Consider the following 25645-nt stretch of genomic DNA (forward strand, 5'->3'; position numbering starts at 1 on the left):
TATAGTAAAAAGACTTTTGTAGCTTAATTGTTACAGAAGTCTTTTTTATGTAAGATATGTTAATTATAATAGCCATTATCAATTCAACTGTTTATTTGCAGAACTAAAGTAAATATTCAAAGTTTACTTGCGGCATCTTTGTCTAAAATTAATGTAACATCATTATGAAGTTGGAGAATTGATGCAGGAATATTAGGATCAATTTTCCCATTTACTGTTTTAAATATGGCATCAGCTTTATTTTTACCGTTTGCAAGTAAAATTATTTTTTTGGCATTCATTATAGTTTTTATGCCCATACTTATAGCTTTAGTTGGAACTTCTTCTTTTGAACTAAAAAATCTAGAGTTTGATTCTATAGTTTTTTTATCTAAAGTTACCACATGGGTACTAGGTTCAAAGTATGTACTTGGTTCATTAAAACCTATATGTCCATTAACTCCAATTCCTAAGATTTGTAGGTCTATTCCATTGTAGTTTTTAATTTTATCTTCATAATCACTACATTCTTTTAAGATATCAGAAGCTGTTCCATTAGGTATATTTATGTTATTTATATCTATATTAATATGATTAAATAAATTTTCCATCATGTAATGGTAATAACTTTGATTATTGTGTTTACTAAGGCCATAGTATTCATCAAGATTAAATGTTTTTATTTTTGAAAAGTCTATATTTTTATTTTGGTAAGCCACTATTAAATTTTTGTACATTCCCAGTGGAGTACTACCAGTTGCAAGTCCAAGTACACTATTTGGTTTTGATATAACTTGGTTTAATACAATTTTAGAAGCCTCCTTACTCAGCTCATTGTAATCTTTAAATGATAATATTTTCATTGATAATCCTCCCATAATTTTTTATATTAATAAAGTTTTTATATTGTATTTTCGGTAAATATTAACACAAACATATTTTAACTAACAATTTTAAACTAATTTATGATTTAAAGCAAGAAAGATGCATATTGTAGTTAAAAAAAATAATATGATACAGATAAATATGCATTGACAAAACATTGTATATTTGATAAAATATTAACAATTAATATAAAATAATTATTTGTTAATATTTCTTATGTATAGATTCAAATTTTAGAGAGTATTCTTTAGAATTATGTTTTTATGTATAGTAATTAAAAAAATTGTTACCTAACAGAAAAGATGATATCTAATCTGAAAGGATAAGGCATTTATACGAATTTATATGGCTTTGGGTGCAGTATACCTAAAAGTCTGTTTAGTGTGTATAGATAACTTTCCTTTTAGGAAAGTTTTTTTTATTAGGAGGAGAAAAATTTGAAAAAAATCGCTGTTATTAGTGCTATTTTAGAAGAACCAAAGGAAAATCAAAAAGAGTTTAATGAAATTTTGTCCAACTTTAAAGGAATTGTTAAAGGGAGAATGGGGATCCCCTTTGAAGAAGATGGAATATCCGTTATATGTATTACTGTAGTTGGAGAATTAAACGAAATAAATAGCCTTACAGGAAAGCTTGGAAATATTAAAAATGTATTGGTGAAAACATCAATAGCAAAGAAAGAGATATAACCTATGAAAAAAATTATTGATAGATTATATAAAAATAACAATTTAAGCGGTGAAGAACTTTTATATTTATTAAACAATATAGATGATGAAAATAAAGAATATCTAAAAGCTAAAGCAAATGAAACTAGATTTAAGTATTATGGTGACAGGGTATTTATGAGGGGGCTTATAGAGTTTACCAACTACTGCAAGAATACATGTACTTATTGTGGTATAAGAGTTTTCAATAAAAAGGTTGATAGATATAGACTGTCTTTAGAAGATATTTTAAATTGCTGTAGTGAGGGCTATAGATTAGGATATAGAACCTTTGTATTACAAGGGGGAGAAGATCCTTATTTTACAGATGATAAAATTGTAGAAATTGTAAAAAACATAAAAGAAAAATTTAAAGATTGTGCAGTAACTCTTTCCATAGGAGAAAAATCCTATGAGTCATATAAAAAATATTATGACGCTGGTGCTGATAGATACCTTTTAAGACATGAAACAGCATCTAAAACTCTATATGAAAAGTTACATCCAGGAATGAGTTTTGAAAATAGAAGAAGATGTCTTAGAGATTTAAAAGAAATTGGGTATCAAGTTGGTGCTGGATTTATGATAGGGATTCCAGGACAAACTAATGAAGATTTTGTGAAGGATTTATTATTTTTAAAGGAATTAGAACCTCACATGGTTGGAATTGGACCATTTATTCCACAGTGTGATACGCCACTTGGAAATGAAAAAGGGGGAACGGTTGAAGTAACTGTTCTTATGTTATCAATTATAAGGTTACTTCTACCCCAGGTGTTACTTCCATCGACTACTGCTCTTGGAACTATACATCCTATGGGTAGAGAGATGGGGCTTAAAGCTGGTGCAAATGTTGTGATGCCAAATTTATCACCTACCTGTGTTAGAGAAAAGTATGCATTATATGATGGGAAAATATGTACTGGAGATGAAGCTGCCGAGTGCAGAATGTGTATTCAAAATAGAATAGAAAGTGCAGGTTTTACTCTTGATATGTCAAGAGGGGATAATAATTTATGGAGGAGAAGATAATATGTTTATTGATGTAGAGTATATAGAAGGATTACTTGAAAGTGCTAAAAATGCAACTAAGGAAGATGTTCAAAAGGTTTTAGAAAAAGCAAAAGAGCACAAAGGATTATCTCACCAAGATATAGCTGTACTTCTTCAAATAGAAGATGAAGCACAGTTAAAAGAAATGTATAAAATAGCAGGAGAAATAAAAAAATCAATATATGGTAATAGAATAGTTATGTTTGCTCCTTTATATGTAAGTGACTATTGTGTTAATAACTGTGTTTACTGTGGATATCAAAGAAAGAACTGCTTCTCAAGAAGAAAATTAACTATGGATGAAATAAAACAAGAAGTAAAAGTTCTTGAAAGAATGGGACACAAAAGACTTGCACTAGAAGCAGGAGAAGATCCAGTAAACTGTCCTATTGATTATATAATTGATGCAATTGGAGCTATATATGATACTCAAGAGGAAAATGGAAATATAAGAAGAGTAAATGTAAATATAGCAGCAACAACAGTTGAAAACTACAAAAAATTAAAAGATGCTAAAATAGGTACTTATATATTATTCCAAGAAACATATCACAAACCAACATATGATAAAATGCATCCAAATAGCATAAAGGGAAATTATGAATATCATTTAACTGCTTTTGATCGTGCTATGGAAGCTCACATAGATGACGTAGGTGGCGGAGTTTTATTTGGACTTGCAGATCCTAAATTTGAAGTTTTAGGACTTATGATTCACAACGAACACTTAGAAGAAAAATTTGGAGTAGGATTCCATACAATATCAGTTCCAAGACTTAGACCAGCAGAAGGAATGACACTTAAAGAATTCCCTCACTTATTATCAGATGAGATGTTTAAGAAAATAGTTGCGATAATCCGTATTGCAGTACCTTTCACTGGAATAATATTATCAACAAGAGAAACAGCGGAAATGAGAGATGAAGTTATAAGATATGGAGTATCTCAAGTAAGTGCTGGTTCATGTACTGGTGTTGGTGGATACAAAGAACGTGAAGAAGGAAAAGTTGTAGACCAATTTGAAAAAGGTGACAATAGAAGTCCAATAGAAGTTCTAAAATCTTTAATTGATAGCAAGTACATACCAAGTTATTGTACAGCATGTTATAGAAAAGGAAGAACTGGAGATAGATTCATGAGCCTTGCAAAATCAGGACAAATACAAAATGTATGTGGACCTAATGCAATCATGACATTAATGGAATATATAATGGATTATGGTGATGAAGAATTCTACAATAAAGCATATGCCCTAATTCAAGAAGAAATAGAAAAAATAAAAAGAGACGATATTCGTGAACTTGTAAGAAATAATGTTGAAAGAATCAAAAATGGTGAGAGGGACTTATTCATATAGGAGGAAAATATAATATATGAACAATACACCAAACTCAAATAGAAAACACATTGTTTTTTATGGAAATACCAATTCGGGAAAGTCATCAATTTTAAATGCCATTATAGGACAAGAAATTTCATTAGTATCAAGTGTAGAGGGAACTACAACTGATCCCGTAAGCAAAGCTATGGAATTGTTGCCTTTTGGTCCTGTACTATTTATAGATACAGCTGGAATTAATGACAATAGTGAACTTGGAAGTTTAAGAGTAGAAAAAACTCTGAAAACTTTAAACAAAACTGATTTTGCAATTTATGTTATGGATATAAACAATATAGATGAGAATCAATATTCGGAGTTTAAAGAAAAGTTTAAAAAACATAGTATACCCTATATTACAGTAATAAATAAAATTGATACTGTAGATGAAGAAAAAATAAATTCTATAAAAAATAAATTTAGTGATGCAATATTTGTATCTGCATTTAATAGTGAAAGCATATTAACTCTAAAAGATGAACTCATAAAAAGACTTGAAAATCATGAGGAAGAAGAAACACTAGTAGGAGATATTGTCCCTTATGGTGGAAAAGTAATTATGGTTGTGCCAATAGATTCAGAAGCGCCAAAGGGAAGACTAATACTTCCACAAGTGCAAATTATAAGAGATTGCCTAGACCACGGCATAAAAAGTTATGTAGTGCGTGATACAGAACTTGAATCAGCCCTTAATGATATTAAGGATGTTGATCTTGTAATTACAGATTCTCAAGCATTTAAAAAAGTAGATAAAATAGTTCCAAGTAACATTAAATTAACTAGTTTTTCTATATTATTTGCAAGACATAAGGGAGACTTAGATGTTTTCATAGAAGGAATAAAAAAAATAGAAAGTTTAAATAAAAATTCTAAAGTATTAATAAGTGAAAGTTGTACACACAATCATTCCCACGAGGATATAGGTAGAGTGAAAATACCAAAACTTTTAAACAAACATTTAGGACATGAACTTAACTATGATTTTAAAATGGGACATGATTTCCCTGAAAACATAAAAGACTATAACCTTATTATTCATTGTGGTGCTTGTATGGTAAATAAAAAAACAATAGAATCAAGAATAAACACATGTATAGAAAATGGTGTGGATATAGTTAATTATGGGATGGTACTTGCTTATTTAACTGGAATTTTAAATAGGTCTTTAGAAATATTTATAAAATAATAATAAAAATTAATGGATTAAAAAGAAGCTTAGCTAAGTGCTGGGCTTCTTATTTTTATATAAAAAATTTTATATAAAATGCTAAAACTAGTTATTGGCATTTGACAATAACTAAAAGATGGACTAAAATTATAAATAGCATATGCCAATAACGTAACTTTGGAGGGGGAATTAAAGTGAAGATAGCAGTATCCTCAACAGGAAAACAGTTAAACGATAAAATGGATGACAGATTTGGAAGATGCACTTATTTTGTTATATATGATAGTGAAACAAATGAAGAAAGATTCATTGAAAATGAAGGGCATAAAACAGGTGCAGGTGCAGGAATTGCAGCAGCACAACAAATTTTAGATGAAGATATTAATGTAATAATTACAGGATATCTTGGACCAAATGCTTTTGATGTTTTTGAAGGTTCAGATATAGAAGCTTATAAATGTAGTGAAGGAACAGTAAAGGAAGCAATAGAACTATATAAAAATAAAAAATTAGAAAAATTAGAATATGCATCACCAGCGAGAAACTAGCATATTCATTGATTTGTAAGGAGGAAACAAAAGTGAATATTTCTGTATTAAGTGGAAAAGGTGGAACTGGTAAAACCACTATTTCTACTAATCTTGCATATTCAATGGGTGCAAATTATATAGATTGTGATGTTGAAGAGCCTAATGGTTTTATATTTTTAAACCCAACTAATATAAAATCTAAAAAGGTTTATATGGACAATCCATTTATTGATGATGAAAAGTGCATAAATTGTGGAAAGTGTGCTAAGGTGTGTCAGTTTAATGCATTAGTTAAAACTAAAAAAGATATTATCTTGTTTGAAAGACTTTGTCATAGTTGTGGTGCTTGTGAAATTGTGTGTGATACAGGTGCTTTAACCTACAAGAAAAGACCTATTGGAGTAATTGAACAAGGAAATTTTAATGGGAATACCTGCAAGAGAGGAATTTTAAATGTAAGTGAACCTATGGCAGTTCCAGTAATAAAAGAGCTTTTAGGAAATCTGCCTAAAGGAATAAATATAATAGATTGTCCTCCAGGAACTTCTTGTAATGTAGTATCTTCTATTAAATTTACTGATGCTGCGATTTTAGTTACAGAACCAACGGAGTTTGGACTACATGACTTAAAAATGGCAGTGGAACTTTTAAGAATGTTTAAGGTTCCTTTTGGAGTTGTAGTAAACAAAAATACTTCAAAAGAAAACATAATAGTTGATTATTGCATTAAAGAAAATATATCTATATTAGGATTTGTACCATACAAAAAAGAAGCTGCAAAAACATATTCAACGGGTAATATGTTAGTTCATATAGAGGAATACAAAAAGGTATTTGATGAAATTTCTCATAAGGTAAAGGAGGAACTACTTTGGAACTTGTAATATTAAGTGGAAAAGGTGGAACAGGAAAAACTACAATAGCAACAGCAATATCAGAACTTGCAAAGGATGTAGTTAAGGTTGATTGTGATGTAGATGCTCCAAATCTTTACCTATTTTACAATGGAGAAGATATAAAAAATAGAGATTTCTTTGGTGGAAAAATAGCAGAAATCAACGAGAATTTATGTAGTGGCTGTGGAAAGTGTGAAAAAGTTTGTAGATTTGATGCAATTAGTAATAATAAAATAAGCAATTATAGTTGTGAAGGGTGTGGAACATGTATATTAGTATGTCCAAATAATGCTATAACACTTAAAGAAGAAAAAAGTGCTGATATTTATATTACAAAGACAGACAAAGGTATAATATCAAGAGCCAAAATGGATATTGGCAGTGAAGGTTCAGGAAAATTAATTGCAGAGCTTAGAGAAGATGCAAAAGAATACACAAAGGAAAACACTCTTACAATAATTGATGGTTCACCTGGAATTGGATGTTCTGTTATATCGTCCATAACGGGAAGTGATATGGCACTTATTGTTACAGAGCCAACTAAATCTGGACTTGAAGATTTAAAGAGAGTAGCAGATTTATGTAATCACTTTAGAGTTAAAATAAATGTTTGCATAAATAAATTTGATATTAACTTAGATACGACAAAACAAATAGAAGACTATTGCAGAGGTAAAGATATTGATATTGTTGGAATGATACCTTTTGACGATACAGTTATAAAATCTATAAATGAATTAAAACCAATAATATACTACGATGAAAGTAAGGCAAATTTAGCAATAAGGGATATGTGGAACAGTATACATTTAAAAATTATTGAATTCATATAAACTCAAAAACAATTTCTAAATTTAGTTTAAATAATACACTAAAATTTTATAACTCACGTTGTTCAAACAATAAAATTTTATAATGTTTAAATATTTAAACTAAATAAGAATTGTAAAATTTTGTTATAAAGAATTTAATAATTTTAATATATACTTAGAATAAAAAGGAAGGTAGAAACTTAGTAAGTTTCTATAATTGAAAAAATTAAATAAAAATTAGGAGGAATTAAAAATGAGAATAGCAGTTGCAAGTGAAGGAAATAATGTAAGTGGACACTTTGGACATTGTGCAGGTTTTACAATGTTTGATGTAGAGGATAACAAGATAGTAAATAAAGAGTATATTGAAAGTCCAGGACATAAACCAGGATTTTTACCAGTTTTCTTAAATGAAAAAGGTGCAAATGTAATAATTGCTGGTGGTATGGGAGAACACGCACAAGAATTATTTGCCCAAAACAATATACAAGTTGTAGTTGGAGCTGTAGGTTCAATTGAAGAAAATGTTGACCAATTCATAAAAGGTGCGTTAAAATCAACTGGTAGTGTTTGCACTAAACATGAACACGAAGGACATTGTAACGACTAATATATAAATTTGGAGGGGAGAAAATGGCAAGACCTAAAAAGTGTAGAAGGATAGAGTTTATTCCTAAAAACACTTACTTTATGCCAATAGGAAAGAAAAGGTGTAAAATAGAAGAAATTAAATTGAGACTAGAAGAACTCGAAGCTATGAGATTAAAAGATATTGAAGGTTTAAATCAAGAAGAATGTGCTGAGAGAATGCAAGTGTCACGCCAAACCTTCCAAAACATAATTGATAGTGCAAGAAAAAAAGTTGCACTAGCTTTAACAAAAGGTAGTGCAATAAATATAAGTGGTGGAGATTATACAACTCATCATTGCAAGTTTAAATGTCTAGATTGTGAAGAAGTTTATAACATAAACTATGAACAAGATAGACAAAAATGCCCAAGTTGTGGGTCACAAAATGTTATATGCATAAAGAAAATGGGAAGTTGTAATAAGAAATGCCATAAAGATAATGATTGATAAGATAATGATTAATATGAACTAGTATAAAAAATAAAACCGAGGGATTAGTAATATCTCCTCGGTTTTATTTTTTTAGAGAGTTTTAAGTGTTACTTGAATTTATTTTTGGTTAGTTTTTTTGAAGATTTTAATTAAAATCTGTAAGTGGTCTAAGTTCGTATCCTTGTTTTTTCCACTCAGTTATAACATCATCTAATATTTCAGCGTTAGTTTTTGAAACAGCGTGAAGAAGCATAATTGCTCCATTATGAGTTTTATCTAATATTTTCTTTTTAGCAAATTCATGAGAAGGTTGTTTTTTAGGATCCCAATCTGCATATGCAAAACTCCAAAAGATACTTTTGTATCCGTAGTCTTTTGTGAATGCTAAAGATTGTTCACTATATTTACCCATTGGAGGTCTAAAATAATGAGGCATTTTTTTGCCAGTTAATTTTTCAAAATCTTTTTCTACCTCGGATAATTCACGATTAAATTTTTCTTTGTCATGTATTGAAGCCATAGATGGATGATGCCAACTATGATTACAAACAAGATGTCCTTCCTCAACCATACGTTTAACTAAATCAGGATTAGTGTCTATATATGGTTTAACAACGAAAAATGCTGCAGGAACTTTATGTTTTTTTAGTACATCAAGTATAGGACCTGTATATCCATTTTCGTATCCTTCATCAAAAGTTAGATATATAACTTTTTTAGAGGTGTCACCTAAAAAGTAAGTATCATATTTAGAGAAAAAACTTGCTGTTTCAGGTGGCTCTACAGGAGGAACACCATTTTTTACATGTTTAAAATACCAATTATATTCTTTAGTATCTAAATTATTAGAATTTGTAGCTTTAATGTTGCTTGAACAATTAGAAGTGGGAACAGTCTTTTTATGAGAAGATATTATAATATTTCTACTTAAAAGAGAAACAGATAATCCACAAATAATTACTAAAGCTATAATTAGATTCTTAAATAATTTTGGCATTTTCATATAATCACTCCTTTCTAAAAGTTAGTATTAGCATAAAAAAAATTTTTATAAAAAAAAGCAGAGCGTAGGCTCTGCTTTCAGATTGTTCAAAAAGCCCCCAACAATTGGGGGCTTTTGTTTACGCCAAAATTCTTTTATGCGATAGCATTCGAAAAATATTTATTATGTATGTTAATTTGGAATAAATTTGAATTAATGTACACAAAAAATAATGCGATAGCACCATGGCTATCTTTTTCATATTCTGAACTGCCGCTGTAAGTAGGCACTGCTCAGAAACATTTTTAATTCCTCGCATGCGACAATAACGTAGCCCATGTAATTCTTTTGAATCAGCAAAGCTACGCTCAATCTTTTCTTTACGTCGTTTGTAAATACTTTTACCTTTTTCTGTTTTAGTAAAGCTAAAAATTTGATCTTTATAGTCTTCCCAAACATGACGACGTATAGTTCTATTAATGGATTTATCAGATGTTAAGCAATTATTTTTATATTTGCAATAAGCACAATGCTCCGCATTACTTAAATATTCTTTATAACCTTCCCTCGTAGTAGTTCTATATTTTAAAAAGCAATTATTAATACACACATATCCATCTAATTCTTTAACATACTGAAATCTATATTTTGTATATTTTCCTTTAACATGGGGTCCTAAACGGAACCCAAAAACACCTTGATAATTTTTGTCTGAAATTTGTTTACAAATAGGATTCGTAGAATATCCGGCATCTGCTACTAAATATTTTGTATTAAAATTAAACTTTTCTATTTGAGTTTCTATTCTTTTAACATAAGGATCTACATCGTTTATATTCCCGGGAGTAACATGAACGTCTGTTATAATATTATACTTTCCGTCAACAGTTCTATGATCTAAATAAAAAAAGCCTTTAGGTTTTCCATCTCTAACCATATATCCACTGTCTGGATCAGTTGTACTTACTGTTATTTCCTTAGTTTCAGCTATTTTAGTCTTTTTTTTTAGAGGCTTTTTATTATGATTAATTCTATCTTTATTAATGTCATTCTCTAATTCATCAAAGTATTCCTTTGTGGATTTAGTTATTTCTTTTTTAATAAATTTATGTTTATTAGCGTTAGCTTTTAAGTGAGTAGAATCAGTATATAGAATTTTGCCATCAACCAAGTTTCTATTAATAGCTTGAAATACAATATTATCAAATATTTCTTGATGTATATTTGTATTACTAAATCTTTTTGTTCTATTCTGGCTTATAGTGGAATGACTTGGTATTTTATCAGTAAGTCCATATCCTAAAAACCATCTGTAAGCTACATTTACCTGGATTTCTTTTACAAGCTGACGCTCTGAACGTATACCGAATAGGTATCCGATAAAAAGCATTTTAAATAATACAACTGGGTCTACTGAAGGTCTGCCATTATCAGGACAATATAAATCCTTAGTTAAATCTCTTATAAATGAAAAATCTATGTATTTATCTATTTTTCTAAGTATATGATTTTCAGGTACTAAATTTTCTATATAAACTAGTTCTAATTGATTTTGTTTTCTTTCATTATTAGTAAGCATTTTTCCTCCGTAGGAGCCCTAACGGGCTAAAAGATTTATTGGTTTAAAATATATATTCTACATAAAAACTAAAAACCCTTTTTGTAATAAATGTAAAAAGGCTGTTGACAAATTATGTTTATCAACAGCCTGAAAGCAGAGCGTAGGCTCTGCTTTTAGAAATATTTTAGTATGCAAATGTCATTTTATCAGAATGAAGTGCTACAGGTTTTGATAATAACCACTTATTTGTAATTGTATTATCAAAGAAATATAAAGCACCTTTTGTAGGGTCATTTCCATTTAAAGCTTCTAGTGCAGCTTTTTTATCTTCTTCAGTTGCTGGCTTATTAATCATTCCGTTTAACACAGGAGTGAATTGATAATGTCCATCTGATACTTCATAAATTACTTTTTGAATAGAGTTAGGGAACTGATTGCTCTTTACTCTATTTATTACTACAGCGGCAACACATACTCTTGTTTTATAACTTTCTCCACCAGCTTCTGCATGAACAAGTCTAGATAAAACATCTAAGTCAGCTTGTGTATACGGAATTACAGATTTAGCTGTTTGTGAAGCTTGTACTGAATTCGATGAAGGTTTATTAGTTACTGAATTTGTAGATGTTTTTGAACTATTAGACGTTACATTTGATGAAGGTATTAAAAGTTTATTGTTTGGGTATATAAGGTTGTCCCATTTATTATTAGCTTTTCTTAAAGAATCTAAAGATATATTATATTTTTTAGAAATTAAGTATAAAGATTCTCCAGATACAACAGTGTGTACTTTAGCTGGCACATTTAAAGCTTGTCCAGGATAAATTATATCTCCTTTTAACTTGTTATCGTTTTTAAGAGATGTAACAGAAGTATTAAATAATTTACCTATTTTATAAAGAGAATCATTAGGAACTACTTTGTATGTAGCTGCAAAGGCTGATTGAGATAATAATAAAGATACTGACATTGTAGCTATAAATTTGTTTAATCTTTTGTTTGTTAACATAAAATATTTCCTCCTCGTTTTGCCTCCGAGGTTAGTTGACGGGTTAGGATTGAGGAACCCTACTTATATAAAAATAAGTTTCACCCCAAAATATATCCCCCGTACTCCAAATGGAGATTCGGCATTGTTCAGATGTTATTGTAACAAAATTACCATAAGTTTTCCATGTAAAATATATGGTAACTAAACCATTAGAATCTAACATAAATGTAGATAAATATTTTTTTAATGAAATTTTTACGTAAATACATGAATACTCTAATTATAAATACATATTATGGTTATATATGAATTTAATAATATTTTATTGAAATAATGCCTGAGGAGAGCTAAAATTTTATGAATTTTAATAAAAATTTAAGTCTATTTTATTGAAATATTATAGCAAATAGTGTATGATTAGTATGAAACCGGTTTCCGGTATATTAGGGGGAATAAAGAGTGACAGTTACAATTAGTGACATTGCAAAAGAAGCAAATGTCTCTCAGACAACTGTATCACGGGTATTGAACAATTCTGGATATGTAAAAGACGAAACTAGAAAAAAAGTTCTAAAAGTCATGAAAGATTTAAACTACTCACCAAGTGCTATAGCTAGAAGTTTATCCACAAAGAAGACAAATATAATAGGTGTTATAGTTCCTGATATAAAAAATCCTTTTTTTGGTGATGCGATTAAAGGCATAAGTAATATAGCAGATAATCATAATTTAAATATAATATTATGTGATGCTGACGACAACATAGAAAAAGAAATAAAAGCCATAAAGCTTTTAAAACAGCAAAGAATAGAAGGAATGATAATAACTCCTACTTCTGTAGAGGATGAATTTAATAGCAAATATTTGGCTGCAATTGAGAATGTAGGAATACCTGTAGTTTTATTAGAGGGAAACGTAAAGTATTCCAATTTCAGTGGTGTTTTCATTGATAATATTGAAGGTGCTTTTAAAGGGACAGAAGCTCTCATAAAAAATGGACATACCAAAATAGCAATTATAACTGGAAGAATGAATTCTCAAAGTGCAAAAGATAGACTGGTAGGATATAAAAAAGCGTTGGCTATTAACAACATACCACTAAACGAGGATTATATATTTTATGGAGACTATAGAATGGAAAGTGGATATGAGCTAACGAATAAAATGCTATCAATGAAAGATAAACCTACAGCAGTGTTTGTAAGCAGTAACATGATGACAATTGGGTGTGTAAAATCAATCTTTCAACATAATTGTAAAATACCTGGTGATATGGCTGTTATGGGATATGATGATTTGGACATGATGAGTTTGTTTGGGGTAAATATAAGTTATGTAAGTGTGCCAACTATGGAACTTGGGATGAAAAGTATGAATATGCTTTTAGAAGAGTTGGACAAAGGTAAGGATAGAGAGATTAAAAGAATTATTTTAAGTCCTAAAGTAGTACTTAAGGGCTCCGAAAAGATGTAAGCGGTTTCTTTGACTTGATATAGTAATATGACATAACATAAATTTCATTAAAATTGTAAAAGATAATTAATAATTGTTTGGTAAGGAGAGATGAGAAATGAATTTAAACAAATATATAGATCACACATTATTAAAGCCACAAGCAACTGAGGAAGATATTAAAAAGATATGTAAAGAAGCTAAAGAATACAATTTTGCTTCAGTTTGTGTTAATACATGCTATACTTCATTAGTAAGCAAAGAACTAGAAGGAACAGACGTTACAACATGTGTTGTTGTTGGTTTTCCTTTAGGAGCTACAACTACAGAAACTAAAGCTTTTGAAGCAAAACAAGCTATAGAGCAAGGCGCTGGAGAAGTAGATATGGTTATAAATGTTGGAGCTCTAAAGTCTAAAAAATATGATTATGTTAAAAAGGATATTGAAGCAGTAGTTGAAGCAGCTAAAGGAAAGGCATTAGTAAAGGTAATTCTTGAAAACTGTCTTTTAGAAAAAGAAGAAATAGTTAAAGCTTGTGAGTTATCAAAAGAAGCAGGAGCTGATTTTGTAAAAACTTCTACAGGATTCTCAACTGGTGGAGCAAAGGTAGAAGATGTTAAGCTTATGAGAGAAACAGTTGGTCCTGATATGGGAGTTAAAGCATCAGGTGCAGTAAGAACTAAAGAAGATGCTGAAGCTGTTATAGCTGCTGGAGCAAACAGAATTGGAGCAAGTTCATCAATTGCAATAGTAGAAGGAACAAAATCAGAAAACGCAGGATACTAAAAAAGAGAATTTAAAATAAAAAACACGATTAACAATTATAAATTAAATTTTCCAAATTTTTAAAATTAATAATTAATTAATAATTAAATTTAAATTCTAATTCTAATTATTAATTAACTAAAGAGTGGAGGTATTAGCTATGATAAATAGAGTTATATGGATAGTTCTTGATAGCGTTGGAATGGGAGCGCTTCCAGATGCGGATAAATATGGAGATGTTGGTGCTAACACAATTGGAAACGTATCAAAGTTCCTAGGAGGATTAAAAACTCCTAACATGTCAAAATTAGGACTTGGAAATATAGACGAAATAAAAGGAATTGAAAAAGTTGAAAGTCCAATTGGATGCTATGCACGTTTTAAAGAAATGTCAAATGGAAAAGATACAACTACAGGACATTGGGAAATGGTTGGAATAAACTCAGAACAAGCATTTCCAACATACCCAAATGGATTCCCAAGGGATTTAATCGAAAAATTCGAAGAGTTAACTGGAAGAAAAGTTATTGGAAACAAAACAGCTTCTGGAACTGAAATAATAAAAGAACTTGGAGAAGAACATGTAAAAACAGGAGCACTTATAGTTTATACTTCAGCAGATAGTGTATTCCAAATAGCTGCTCATGAAGAAGTTGTTCCACTAGATGAACTTTACAAAATATGCGAAATCGCACGTAATCTTTTAACTGGAGAACATGCAGTAGCTCGTGTTATTGCAAGACCATTTGAAGGAGAAGTTGGTTCATTTACAAGAACTTCAAACAGAAGAGACTTCTCACTTGTACCACCATACGACACAGTTTTAGATAACTTAAAGAAAAATAACTTAAATGTAATGGCTGTTGGTAAGATAGAAGACATTTTCTCAGGTAAAGGTGTTACTGAAGCTGTTCACACTAAAGATAACATGGACGGAGTAGACAAAACTCTTGAATACATGAAAGAAGATAAAAAAGGTCTTATATTTACAAACCTTGTTGACTTTGATATGAAGTGGGGACATCGTAACGATGCTGAAGCTTATGGAAAAGGAATAGAAGCATTTGATGTAAGACTTGGAGAAATACTAAATGAAATGAAAGATACAGATGTATTATTCATAACAGCTGACCACGGTTGCGATCCAACTATGCCAGGAACAGATCACTCAAGAGAACACGTTCCATTCTTAGCATATGGAAAAGCGCTTAAAGAAAATGTTAACCTAGGAACAAGAGAAAGCTTTGCAGATATGGGTCAAACAATTGCAGAAATATTTGATGTTGAACCAATTAGACATGGAAAAAGTTTTCTTAAAGAAATTGTTAAATAATATTGGACATAATAATTAGTAATAATAATTAAATAGATGACACTAAAGTAATAATTTAAAATTAATTGAAAAGAAGGAAGGTTAAAACAATGGATTTATACAGCCAAATTAAAGAAGCAGCACAATATATAAAAGAAAAATCAAAATATACTCCAGAAATAGGACTTATATTAGGATCAGGACTTGGAGCTATAGGAGATAAAATTGAAGAAGCAGAATACTATCCATATAGCGAAATTCCTCATTTCCCAGTATCTACTGTAGAAGGTCACGCAGGACGTTTAGTTATAGGTAAATTACAAGGAAGAGTAGTTGTAGCTATGCAAGGACGTTTCCACTTCTATGAAGGATACAAAATGCAAGAAGTTACATTCCCAGTTAGAGTAATGAAACTTTTAGGAATAGAAAAACTTATAGTTACAAATGCAGCTGGAGCTGTTAACACAAGCTACAAACCAGGAGATTTAATGTTAATCACAGATCACATTAACTTAATGGGAGCAAATCCACTAATAGGAAGAAACCTAAGTGAATTTGGAGTACGTTTCCCAGATATGTCTGATCCATATAACAAAGAATTAAGAAACAAAGTTAAAGAAGTAGCAGGATCACTTGGAATTAAACTTCAAGAAGGTGTTTATGCAGCTATGAGCGGTCCAACTTACGAAACACCAGCAGAAATAAGAATGATTCGTACTTTAGGTGGAGATGCAGCAGGAATGTCAACTGTACCAGAAGTAATAATCGCAGCTCATTCTGGAATAAAAACAGTTGGAATATCATGCATGACAAACATGGCAGCGGGAATACTTGATCAACCACTTGACCATGAAGAAGTTATAGAAACATCTGAAAGAGTTAGAGAAACATTCATAAAACTTATGAATGGCGTAATAAAAGAAATCTAGTTTTAAACCTTAAAATTAAATTAAGTTAATTTCGAAAATAATAATGTATAGGGGGATTTTCCTATGAGAATGTATGATCTTATTATGAAAAAAAGAGATGGCGGAGAACTTACAACAGAAGAAATTAAGTTCTTTGTCGATGGATTTACAAAAGGTGAAATTCCAGATTATCAAGTATCAGCTATGATGATGGCTATATACTTTCAAAAAATGAATAAAAGAGAAACAGCTGATTTAACAAGAGCTATGTTTGAAAGCGGAGAAGTAATTGACCTTTCAGCTATAAACGGAATAAAAGTAGATAAACATAGTACTGGTGGAGTTGGAGATACAACTACAATAGTTCTTGCACCACTTGTTGCAGCAGTTGGTGTTCCAGTTGCCAAAATGTCAGGTAGAGGACTAGGCCACACTGGCGGAACTTTAGATAAGTTAGAATCCTTCCCAGGACTATCAGTAGAAATGCCTATTGAAAAGTTTATAAACAACGTAAATAAGTTAAAAATAGCTGTTGCAGGTCAAACAGCAAATCTTGCACCAGCAGATAAAAAATTATATGCACTTCGTGATGTTACTGCAACTGTTGACAACATGTCATTAATAGCATCAAGTATCATGAGTAAAAAGATAGCATCTGGAGCAGACGCTATAGTCCTTGATGTAAAAACAGGTAGTGGAGCATTTATGAAAACTGAAGAAAATTCATTTGCACTTGCACAAGAAATGGTTGACATTGGAAACCATGTTGGAAGAAACACAATAGGTGTTATAACTGATATGGATCAACCACTTGGATATGCAGTAGGAAATGCTTTAGAAATTAAAGAAGCAATTGATACATTAAAAGGAGAAGGTCCAGAGGATCTTACAGAACTTTGCTTAACTTTAGGTTCTCACATGGTGGTTTTAGGCGGAAAAGCTAAAGATGCTAAAGAAGCTAGAGCTATGCTTGAAGAAGTAATCAAAAATGGCAAAGGTATCGAAAAATTAAAAGAATTTGTTGCAGCACAAGGTGGAAATCCTAATTCTGTTGATGACACATCATTATTACCATCTGCAAGCATAGTAGAACCAGTACTTGCTACAGAAGATGGATATGTAAAAGCAATAAAAGCTGATGATGTTGGAATAGCAGCACTTGTTCTTGGAGCTGGTCGTGAAACTAAAGAAAGTGAAATTGATTTAGGTGTTGGATTAGTTCTTCACAAGAAAATAGGTGATTTCGTTAAAAAAGGCGAAGCTATCGCAACTATTTACGCAAATGATGAAGGTAAGCAAAAAGAATCAGAAAAAAGATTACGTGCAGCATACACTTTTGTTGGTGAAAAAGTAGAAACTAAAAAGCTAATAAGAGGAATTGTTACAAAAGACGGAATAGAAAAATTTTAATAGCATAATATTGAGCAATAAACTAAAAAATAAATTATTGGATGGGTAGTAATTAGGGAAACTACCCTCCAATTAATTGAATGTTAAAAAATTACTTTACAAGATATAATATACCACAAAACTAATGTAAAAAAAACACATTAACTAAAATTTTACAATAAGGAGAAAAATGATGAACAGATTCGTAGGATTACTAGGAGTAGCAGTAATACTATTGATAGCATATTTATTATCCAATGATAAGAAGAAAATTGATTGGAAATTAGTAGCTATCAGTATAGGATTACAGGTTGTATTTGCATTATTAATTTTAAAGTTCCCTCCAGGAAGAATGGCATTTGAATTTGTTGGAAATTTAATTAATAAATTATTAGACTTTACAAAAGAAGGATCTATATTCTTATTTGGTGATTTAGCTAATTCACAAAAATTTGGAGTAATATTCTCGTTCCAAATATTACCTACAATAGTATTCTTCTCAGCTTTTATGAGCATTTTATATCACTTAGGAATAATGCAAGCTATAATTTCAGTATTAGCTAAAGGTATAGCAAAATTATTAGGAACAAGTGGAGCAGAAACTCTATCAGCTGTAGGTAACATATTTTTAGGACAAACAGAAGCACCATTATTAATAAAACCTTTCATAAAAGGTATGACAAAGTCAGAAATAATGACTATCATGGTAGGAGGAATGGCTACAGTTGCTGGAGGAGTAATGGCAGGATATGTAGCTATGGGAATTAACGCTTCTTACTTACTTGCAGCAAGTATAATGGCTGCACCAGGTGGACTTATGATTTCAAAAATTTTATATCCTCAAACTGAAAAAACTGAAACAGGTGGAGATGTAAAAATTGATATCGAAGTTCAAAGCTCAAACGTTGTAGATGCAGCTTCAACTGGAGCTAGTGAAGGATTATCTCTTGCATTAAATGTTGGAGCAATGTTACTTGCATTTATAGCATTAGTTGCATTAGTTAACGCTATAATAGCTTTCTTTGGTGGATTATTCGGAATGCCACAATTAAGTCTTGGATGGATTCTTGGAAGAGTATTCTCACCATTAGCATTTGTAATGGGTATACCAACTCAAGACATATTAACTGCAGGAAACTTATTTGGAACTAAGGTTGTGTTAAACGAATTCGTAGCTTATGCTGAATTTGCAAAAATCATGAATACACTTAATCCAAAAACTGTAATGATATTAACTTATGCACTTTGCGGATTTGCAAACATAAGTTCAATAGGTATTCAAATCGGAGGTATCGGTGGTCTTGCTCCAGAAAAACGTAAAGATATAGCTAGTCTAGGAGTAAAAGCATTAGTTGGTGGACTTTTAACTACTTGTTTAACCGGTACTATTGCAGGAATACTAATGTAAAGCCATAAACTCATTTAAATATAAAAAAGATCTTGAAGCAATTTTGCTTTAAGGTCTTTTTATTTATACTTATATAACATAAATAGATGTTATGAATGAAAATAATAAAACGGGAATAAACTATTACAGATGTTTATTTTTAAGGTTATAGATGATAAAATATATTTTAAATATACAAACAACTTTAGAATTTAGAAAGGTGGTAGGGTGATTATGTCCAACAATGATAAATTTAAGGAACCATATACTAAAATAAGGACAGAAACTCAAGCCTTTAAAGCAAGTGAAGAGATTAATGAAATATTGCATGATGAGGAATCAGGATGCTATAAGCCTTGGCAGTTTATAGATTACAACATTAAAAAGGATACATTAAAAACAACTTATGATGAGATAGTATTGTGGGGAACACAAGAAGCTATGATAAGACCTGGTTGGAATGTTCAAAATAAAGAAGTTACAATACCTAATATTTTTTCAAAGGTTATAGGTGTTCATGAAAATGTAAAACAGTACAAAAATGATATAAGCACATTAATCCAACAGGAAAACACCTTATTTTATAAAAAGTTTCCAATGAATCGAAAAAAATATCCTAAAGATATGAATAGAGTGTATAAATCATTATTAGATGTAAGAGGAAGAATAAACAAAGAAAAACTTATGACCTCTGAACATTGGAAATATAGCAAGCTTAATCCTGTGCTTCAAAACAGAATGGCTGATAAAATAATAGAATTTTCAGATATATCATCATTTTGGAAGTATAGAAACTTTAGTATAAAACTAAGAATGTCTATAATAAATAGAATATTAGATTTTATTTCCACACTAATTTATGATGGTGGAAGAAGTGAGAGAATAATGAGAATATCAATATTCACTGTTTTAACAAATTTAAATGAAGACATGTTAAATTTACTTCAAAAATTTGATTATCCTATGAAAGTACCTAAAATAATAATATACAATAACAATAATAAAAGAAACTTAACCTTTGCAGATGCAGTAACACTTATGTTTATGAATTCTATGGGTATTGATATAGTTATATATAATCCAACAGGAACTAGTGATATTGAAAATTATGTTAAAGAAGAAAATTATGATATACACAGACTTTATGAAACTAGAAATAGTCTACCTTTTTGGAGATTTTTTAATTGGTAGACTAATTGAAGATTACGAAATTCATCATAGAAAGGAGGGGTAAAGATGATAGTAAATGGAGAAAAAATGGATATACAAGCAGGTACAACTGTTGAAGAACTTCTACAAAAGTTAAATTTTAATGATAATAGAGTTGTTGTAGAAGTGGATTTAGCCATAGTATCAAAAGATGAGTATTCTATTAAAAAGTTAGACACTAATTCCAAAGTTGAAATAATTCAGTTTGTTGGAGGAGGCTGAATATGAAAGAGAAGAGAATAACAAGAGAACAAATGGAAAAGACACTTATAGAAAGACATGGACAAGCTGTACAGGATAAATTAAAAAATTCTGTTGTGGGTATTGCAGGTATAGGTGGACTTGGTTCAAATGTTGCATTATCTTTAGCTAGAATAGGAATTGGAAAGCTTATAATAGCTGATTTTGATGTAGTTGAAATGAGCAATTTAAATCGTCAGCAGTATTTTATAAATCAATTGGGAATGAAAAAGGTAGATGCATTAGAAGAAGTTATAAATAATTGCAATCCTTTTGTGGACATTGAAAAGAATGATGTGTTTTTGACAAAAGACAATATAGAAGAAATTTTTAAGGAAGCAGATATTATCGTTGAAGCCTGTGATAGAGCAGAAGTGAAAGCCACAATAACCAATACAGTTTTAACAAAGATGAGACAGAAAAAGCTTGTAATTGCATCAGGAATGGCAGGATATTACACAGGAAACACAATAGTATCTAAAAAGCTTAGAGATAATTTATATTTTGTTGGTGATGGAGAAAATGAATCAAAACCTGGCTCAGGACTTATGGCACCAAGAGTTGCTATAGCTGCAAATCATCAAGCAAATACAGTAGTTAGAATAATACTAGGAGAAGAATAAGTAGTTTTTATTAATGCTTATGACACTATTTAAGGGGGGGATTCAAATACTTTATATAGTTACCAATAGAAAACTTGTACAAAATGAAGAGTTTTATGACGTAATTGAAAGAGTGGCAAAAAATAAGGTAGACTATTTAGCATTAAGAGAAAAAGATTTAAATGATGAGGAATTGTTTAGTTTAGCAAAAGATATAAAAATAATTACTGATAAGTATAATGTACCACTTATTATAAATGGAAATTTAAAAGTTGCAGAAGATATAAATGCATATGGATGTCAGCTTAGCTATAATGTATTAATGGAATCAAGTCTATGGAAAAAATCAAAACTAAAAGTAGGGGCATCAGTACATAGTTTAGAAGAAGCCATAAATGCAGAAAAAGCAGGAGCAGATTATATAGTGGCAGGTCATATCTTTGAAACAGATTGTAAAAAGGGACTAAAGGGAAGAGGACTAAATTTTGTTTCAAATATAAGTAATCATATAAATATACCCTTAATTGCTATTGGAGGTATAAATGAAAATAATGCATCCAGTGTTATTAAGGCAGGAGCAAGTGGAGTTGCTATAATGTCAACTGCAATGAGAAAAGACAACGTTCACAAAATTGAAGAAATACTCTATAAAATAAGAACATAGGAAGTAGGGAATAGGAAAAGAGAGGGAGTAGGAAAACAGTAGGGAATAGGGAAAGCACAAAAGAGAGGAAATAGGAAAAGATAGGAAAGATTATGTTCTTCTCTTAGGTTTTCCTTGTTTTGCTTTTCCTACGCCCTTCTCTTAGGTTTTCCCTTGTTTTAATTATTTTTTTGTTTTGATTTTGTAGTAATATTCTTTTGTATTTTCTGTTATAATATCAAATTCAAATCCTAAACTTTCGTAATACGCGATAATTTCAGGAAGAGCTTTTACAGTATTTTGATTGTTACAGTTACAATGCATAAGAACTATTAATCTATCAGCATTTGGGTAATATTTTTTAGCATTTTTAACAAAGGTTTTTACTGGTAAGTTTGCTTTTACACCGTCTTCTATACAAACATTCCAATCGTATATTTTAAGATTATTTTTATGAAGTTTTTCTAAAAGATTTTTATTTAGACGTTTATAACTTCCACCGGGAAATCTTATAACATGACTTTCATATCCAGTAACATCTTTAACCTTTTTTTGAACAGTTAGCATTTCATTAACAAATGCATCGTCGCTACTATAGATTTTTTTAAAACTATGAGAGTCTGTATGAAGTCCTATAGAGTGACCTTCTTTGTGAATTCTTTTTAATACATCTTCACAACCATTAATTTCTTTTCCTACCACGAAAAAAGTGGCTTTTACGTTGTGCTTTTTTAGTACATCTAAAATATCAGGAGTTATTTTAGATGTTGGTCCGTCATCAAAGGTTAAGTATACCTTTTTTTTATCTGGAGCAGATTCACTTAAAGGATTTTTGCTTGAAGTTCCAAAACATAGAGAACTAAAGCAAGGCAAAATTATACTTAACACAAATAATGATACTACACAAAGCGTAAATTTTTTTATTCTACTAGACATTTATATTTTCTCCTTTGTTTTGTTATTATTATAGTGTCATTGTTACTAACGTACATGAATTAAATAAAAGCTTATCTTATCATCTCCCCATCCTAAATCCCAAGGAACATGATATCTACTTACAGTATGACAATTTATCATAGGATATCCATGTGAATCAAAATCAGTAACTATAGCAAAGTGATCTACATCACTCTTAATTGCATAGCATATTAGATCTCCATAATTTAATTTTTGAACATATCCACAAGGATAATCTTCTAGTCCTTTATTTATAGATTGAAAGGTTCCACGTTTTATTAGCTTACCTTTTCCACTATACAAAACATAGTTTTTAAAGGCGTCTGCATTTACCCAAGCTTGTGTTCCTTCATTATAGCCATATTTACGATTAGAACAGTTCCAAGTGTAGTCATGTCTTAAATTACCGGCATCTTTATCTCCAAGAACTTGAGATGCAAAGTTGGTACAATCACCACCAGAGCCAGTGTAGTTTCTATACTTTTTGTTATGTGACAAATTATTTCCGCTTCCAAAAGGTACGCCACAATATTTATTAGCATATTCTACAGCATTTTTTCTATGATATCTTTTTTCGTTAACTAGTTCTTTTTTCTTTGGACATTTTCCAAGTTTAAATACTGGTTTTTTAATAGGTTCTTTACTTAAATCTTTTATCTCTCCAGAATAAGCTTTAAGAGCGTCTTCAAAACAATCTAAGTACCAATCATTATAAACAACCCAATCGTTATTTTTTTTAGTAAGTACAAGTGAATGATCCAGTGAAACTCCAAAGGTATTAGTGACAGGGGTTTCATCATTAGTGTAAATATAATTAAACTTATAAACTTCTTGAGCATTAATCTTTACTCCATGATAACATGGTGAAATTTTTCTTATATTTACAGTTGAAGTTACATCCGTAAATTTCATTTGTCTTTGATAAGACCAGTCTCTAAGATATTTTACTCTTTTTACTTCATGTTCAAGTCCCCATACTCCATACTTCTGAGAAGTATCAAAATATTGTTTAAGACTAGGAAGGTCATGGGTGACAAATGATTTACACCTCGCATTAAATATAGTGTTTACTCGTTCTTCTATTTCTTTTTTGTCATAAGTATTTTTAGTCTCAGCATAGGCGATGTTGTAACTCATTAATCCTAAGGTACTAGATAGAAAAATGGCAAATATTATAGCTGGTAAAAATATTATTTTAAGGTTTTTATATAGCCTGAATTTCATAAAACACAAATCACCTCCAAGTGGTAGTAAAACATTATCAATTTTAGTATATCCATATTGGAGAATTTAAAAGGTAGTATTTAATTTTTTTTATCGTAAATTATGGTAAAACACTAATCACATTAATATATTTGAGAGTATAGGCAATAAAAGAGAGGTAATGATTAATAATGTTGAATAGGTCTATAATAAAAGATGTGTTGGGTTTATCCTTTCCTGTAGTTTGTGAAATGCTAATTTTTACTTTAACTTCAGTTTTTAGCCTTATGATGGTTGGAAATTTTGGTGGAAATGAATCTGTAGCAGCTGTAGGACTGGGAAATGGTATTATATTTACTTTTGCAGATATATTAGTTTCAGAAGGAATTTGCATAGGAATAGCACCATTTGTAGCTAAAAATATGGGTGCGAGAAAGTATAACGTTGTTGAGGAATACGCAACAGTGGGATTTGTTTTAGGATTAGTAATCTCTTTTTTTACTTCTTACTTAATATTTACATTTTCGGAAGAAATTTTAACCATTTTGGGAGCAAAAGGTGATATATTAATAAGTAGTTGTAGTTTTACTAAAGTTACATCAATAGCTATATTTTTTTATATGATAACCAATGTAATATATTCTATACTAAGAGCAATAGGAAATACATATTGTCCATTTATTATATCTTCAATTACTGCACTAATTAAAATACTTTTAGATATTGTATTAATTTTTGGATTAATAATAAAACCACTTGGAATTTTAGGGGCTGCAATATCTTCTGTAATATCTCAATTTATAGGATTTTTTATTACTTTATTTTATATTATTTTTAAATCAAAGGTTAAGCTAAAATTTAGATATATGTTTTCTTTAAATTTAAAAAAGATAAAGGAATTATTATTTTTATCAATTCCATCTGGTATGGAAGAAGGGACTTATAGCATAGGAAAACTCATAGGAAATTATATTGTCATGTATACGGGGATAGTTTCTTTTGCATCTCATCAAATAACAAATTCAATTTACTGTATTTCAGATATGATTGGATTTGCTTTTACCACAGCAACGACTTCACTAGTTGGTATAAAAAGAGGTGCTAGACATTATAATGAAGCTAATGAATATGTAAAAAATGCTAAGTTTTGCGCTGTATTTATTATGATTATAATAGCAATTGTAATTTTTATAGTCCCAGAAAAAATAGTAGATTTATTTACCGGAGAAGGGGAGAATAATGTTATATATATTGCTTCAAGGTGTCTTGTAATTTCAGCAGTTTCTTTTCCTACATTATCAATATTTGCTGTGTACTCTGGAGCATTAAAAGGTATGGGCGATACAAAAAGCTCATTTGTAATATCTTTAATATCCAGTTGGATTGTGGCACTTCCTTTAACTTTTTACTGTATACGTATTTTAAAATTGCCTGTTTATTATGCATGGTATATTAATGTTTTGCAGTCTTTTACGGAAACTATATTAATAGTTATATGGTACAACTATACTATAAGGAAGTAATAAACTATATTATATGGTTATTAAAACTAATTAGGTTGAATTTAGGAAGA

The 25645-nt window shown here is 30.0% G+C and carries 26 protein-coding genes and 1 riboswitch; of the genes, 20 read left to right on the top strand and 6 right to left on the bottom strand.

Annotated elements, in window-relative coordinates:
- Positions 1-116: 116 nt before the first annotated feature.
- Entirely contained in the window at positions 117-842 is a 726-nt protein-coding gene (gene nagB, locus NT01CX_RS03045) for a glucosamine-6-phosphate deaminase (protein ID WP_011721571.1), read from the bottom strand.
- A 459-nt stretch (positions 843-1301) separates the two neighbouring features.
- On the opposite strand from nagB, the gene NT01CX_RS03050 reads away from it, so the two are divergent.
- The 9 genes from NT01CX_RS03050 to NT01CX_RS03090 all read left to right on the top strand — a co-directional run bounded on the left by NT01CX_RS03050 (position 1302) and on the right by NT01CX_RS03090 (position 8485).
- A complete protein-coding gene (locus tag NT01CX_RS03050) occupies positions 1302-1553 on the top strand; it encodes a TM1266 family iron-only hydrogenase system putative regulator (protein WP_011721572.1) in 252 nt (83 codons plus the stop codon).
- Positions 1554-1556: 3 nt separating this feature from the next.
- Positions 1557-2603, top strand: a complete 1047-nt coding sequence (gene hydE, locus NT01CX_RS03055; RefSeq protein ID WP_011721573.1) for a [FeFe] hydrogenase H-cluster radical SAM maturase HydE — start codon at positions 1557-1559, stop codon at positions 2601-2603.
- Between the two features lies 1 nt (position 2604).
- Complete coding sequence (gene hydG / locus NT01CX_RS03060) at positions 2605-3981, top strand: [FeFe] hydrogenase H-cluster radical SAM maturase HydG (RefSeq protein ID WP_011721574.1); 1377 nt, start codon at positions 2605-2607, stop codon at positions 3979-3981.
- 16 nt (positions 3982-3997) lie between these two features.
- Positions 3998-5188 carry a [FeFe] hydrogenase H-cluster maturation GTPase HydF gene (gene hydF / locus NT01CX_RS03065; protein ID WP_011721575.1) on the top strand — a complete coding sequence of 397 codons (1191 nt, stop codon included), beginning with the start codon at positions 3998-4000 and terminating at the stop codon, positions 5186-5188.
- 176 nt (positions 5189-5364) lie between these two features.
- Positions 5365-5718 carry a NifB/NifX family molybdenum-iron cluster-binding protein gene (locus NT01CX_RS03070; RefSeq protein WP_011721576.1) on the top strand — a complete coding sequence of 118 codons (354 nt, stop codon included), beginning with the start codon at positions 5365-5367 and terminating at the stop codon, positions 5716-5718.
- Between the two features lie 32 nt (positions 5719-5750).
- Positions 5751-6584, top strand: a complete 834-nt coding sequence (locus NT01CX_RS03075) for a 4Fe-4S binding protein (protein WP_039225486.1) — start codon at positions 5751-5753, stop codon at positions 6582-6584.
- Positions 6572-7429 (top strand): ATP-binding protein, encoded by an 858-nt coding sequence (locus tag NT01CX_RS03080; RefSeq protein WP_011721578.1) that lies wholly within the window; start codon positions 6572-6574, stop codon positions 7427-7429. The genes NT01CX_RS03075 and NT01CX_RS03080 overlap by 13 nt, the downstream gene beginning before the upstream one ends.
- 232 nt (positions 7430-7661) lie before the next feature.
- Positions 7662-8018, top strand: coding sequence for a NifB/NifX family molybdenum-iron cluster-binding protein (locus NT01CX_RS03085; RefSeq protein WP_011721579.1), 357 nt, complete (start codon positions 7662-7664; stop codon positions 8016-8018).
- 23 nt (positions 8019-8041) lie between these two features.
- A complete protein-coding gene (locus NT01CX_RS03090; RefSeq protein ID WP_011721580.1) occupies positions 8042-8485 on the top strand; it encodes a DUF134 domain-containing protein in 444 nt (147 codons plus the stop codon).
- Between the two features lie 130 nt (positions 8486-8615).
- On the opposite strand, the gene pdaA is transcribed toward NT01CX_RS03090, so the two are convergent.
- The 3 genes from pdaA to NT01CX_RS03105 all read right to left on the bottom strand — a co-directional run bounded on the left by pdaA (position 8616) and on the right by NT01CX_RS03105 (position 12022).
- Positions 8616-9467, bottom strand: a complete 852-nt coding sequence (gene pdaA / locus NT01CX_RS03095; protein WP_039243249.1) for a delta-lactam-biosynthetic de-N-acetylase — start codon at positions 9465-9467, stop codon at positions 8616-8618.
- Positions 9468-9591: 124 nt separating this feature from the next.
- Positions 9592-11031, bottom strand: a complete 1440-nt coding sequence (locus tag NT01CX_RS03100) for an IS1182-like element ISCno1 family transposase (protein ID WP_011721582.1) — start codon at positions 11029-11031, stop codon at positions 9592-9594.
- A gap of 166 nt (positions 11032-11197) precedes the next feature.
- Complete coding sequence (locus NT01CX_RS03105; protein ID WP_011721583.1) at positions 11198-12022, bottom strand: cell wall hydrolase; 825 nt, start codon at positions 12020-12022, stop codon at positions 11198-11200.
- Between the two features lie 5 nt (positions 12023-12027).
- A riboswitch (cyclic di-AMP (ydaO/yuaA leader) is annotated at positions 12028-12156 on the bottom strand.
- Positions 12157-12463: 307 nt separating this feature from the next.
- Here NT01CX_RS03105 and NT01CX_RS03110 point away from each other — a divergent pair.
- The 10 genes from NT01CX_RS03110 (at position 12464) to NT01CX_RS03155 (ending at position 21933) form a co-directional block, all read left to right on the top strand.
- Positions 12464-13477, top strand: coding sequence for a LacI family DNA-binding transcriptional regulator (locus NT01CX_RS03110; RefSeq protein ID WP_011721584.1), 1014 nt, complete (start codon positions 12464-12466; stop codon positions 13475-13477).
- A 97-nt stretch (positions 13478-13574) separates the two neighbouring features.
- Positions 13575-14243: a deoxyribose-phosphate aldolase gene (gene deoC / locus NT01CX_RS03115; protein ID WP_011721585.1), complete on the top strand. Its 669-nt coding sequence runs from the start codon at positions 13575-13577 to the stop codon at positions 14241-14243.
- 139 nt (positions 14244-14382) lie between these two features.
- The gene (locus NT01CX_RS03120) at positions 14383-15555 is read left to right on the top strand and encodes a phosphopentomutase (RefSeq protein WP_011721586.1); all 1173 of its coding nucleotides are present in this window, start codon (positions 14383-14385) and stop codon (positions 15553-15555) included.
- Between the two features lie 89 nt (positions 15556-15644).
- Positions 15645-16463: a purine-nucleoside phosphorylase gene (locus NT01CX_RS03125; RefSeq protein ID WP_011721587.1), complete on the top strand. Its 819-nt coding sequence runs from the start codon at positions 15645-15647 to the stop codon at positions 16461-16463.
- A gap of 63 nt (positions 16464-16526) precedes the next feature.
- On the top strand, positions 16527-17852 hold the full coding sequence (locus NT01CX_RS03130) for a pyrimidine-nucleoside phosphorylase (protein WP_011721588.1): 1326 nt from the start codon (positions 16527-16529) through the stop codon (positions 17850-17852).
- 172 nt (positions 17853-18024) lie between these two features.
- Positions 18025-19239: a NupC/NupG family nucleoside CNT transporter gene (locus NT01CX_RS03135; protein ID WP_011721589.1), complete on the top strand. Its 1215-nt coding sequence runs from the start codon at positions 18025-18027 to the stop codon at positions 19237-19239.
- A gap of 213 nt (positions 19240-19452) precedes the next feature.
- Positions 19453-20409, top strand: a complete 957-nt coding sequence (locus NT01CX_RS03140; RefSeq protein ID WP_011721590.1) for a YceG family protein — start codon at positions 19453-19455, stop codon at positions 20407-20409.
- A 45-nt stretch (positions 20410-20454) separates the two neighbouring features.
- Positions 20455-20649, top strand: a complete 195-nt coding sequence (thiS, locus tag NT01CX_RS03145; RefSeq protein WP_011721591.1) for a sulfur carrier protein ThiS — start codon at positions 20455-20457, stop codon at positions 20647-20649.
- Positions 20650-20651: 2 nt separating this feature from the next.
- On the top strand, positions 20652-21290 hold the full coding sequence (thiF, locus tag NT01CX_RS03150; RefSeq protein WP_011721592.1) for a sulfur carrier protein ThiS adenylyltransferase ThiF: 639 nt from the start codon (positions 20652-20654) through the stop codon (positions 21288-21290).
- A gap of 19 nt (positions 21291-21309) precedes the next feature.
- Entirely contained in the window at positions 21310-21933 is a 624-nt protein-coding gene (locus tag NT01CX_RS03155; protein WP_011721593.1) for a thiamine phosphate synthase, read from the top strand.
- A gap of 162 nt (positions 21934-22095) precedes the next feature.
- Here NT01CX_RS03155 and NT01CX_RS03160 read toward each other — a convergent pair whose 3' ends face one another.
- Both NT01CX_RS03160 and NT01CX_RS03165 read right to left on the bottom strand, forming a co-directional pair.
- Positions 22096-22848 carry a polysaccharide deacetylase family protein gene (locus NT01CX_RS03160; RefSeq protein WP_011721594.1) on the bottom strand — a complete coding sequence of 251 codons (753 nt, stop codon included), beginning with the start codon at positions 22846-22848 and terminating at the stop codon, positions 22096-22098.
- 45 nt (positions 22849-22893) lie between these two features.
- Positions 22894-24093 carry an amidase domain-containing protein gene (locus NT01CX_RS03165; protein WP_011721595.1) on the bottom strand — a complete coding sequence of 400 codons (1200 nt, stop codon included), beginning with the start codon at positions 24091-24093 and terminating at the stop codon, positions 22894-22896.
- A gap of 170 nt (positions 24094-24263) precedes the next feature.
- Between NT01CX_RS03165 and NT01CX_RS03170 the strand changes: the two genes are divergently transcribed.
- Positions 24264-25595, top strand: coding sequence for an MATE family efflux transporter (locus NT01CX_RS03170; RefSeq protein ID WP_011721596.1), 1332 nt, complete (start codon positions 24264-24266; stop codon positions 25593-25595).
- Positions 25596-25645: the final 50 nt, after the last annotated feature.

It is taken from the genome of Clostridium novyi NT (assembly GCF_000014125.1).
Taxonomy (GTDB): domain Bacteria; phylum Bacillota; class Clostridia; order Clostridiales; family Clostridiaceae; genus Clostridium_H; species Clostridium_H novyi.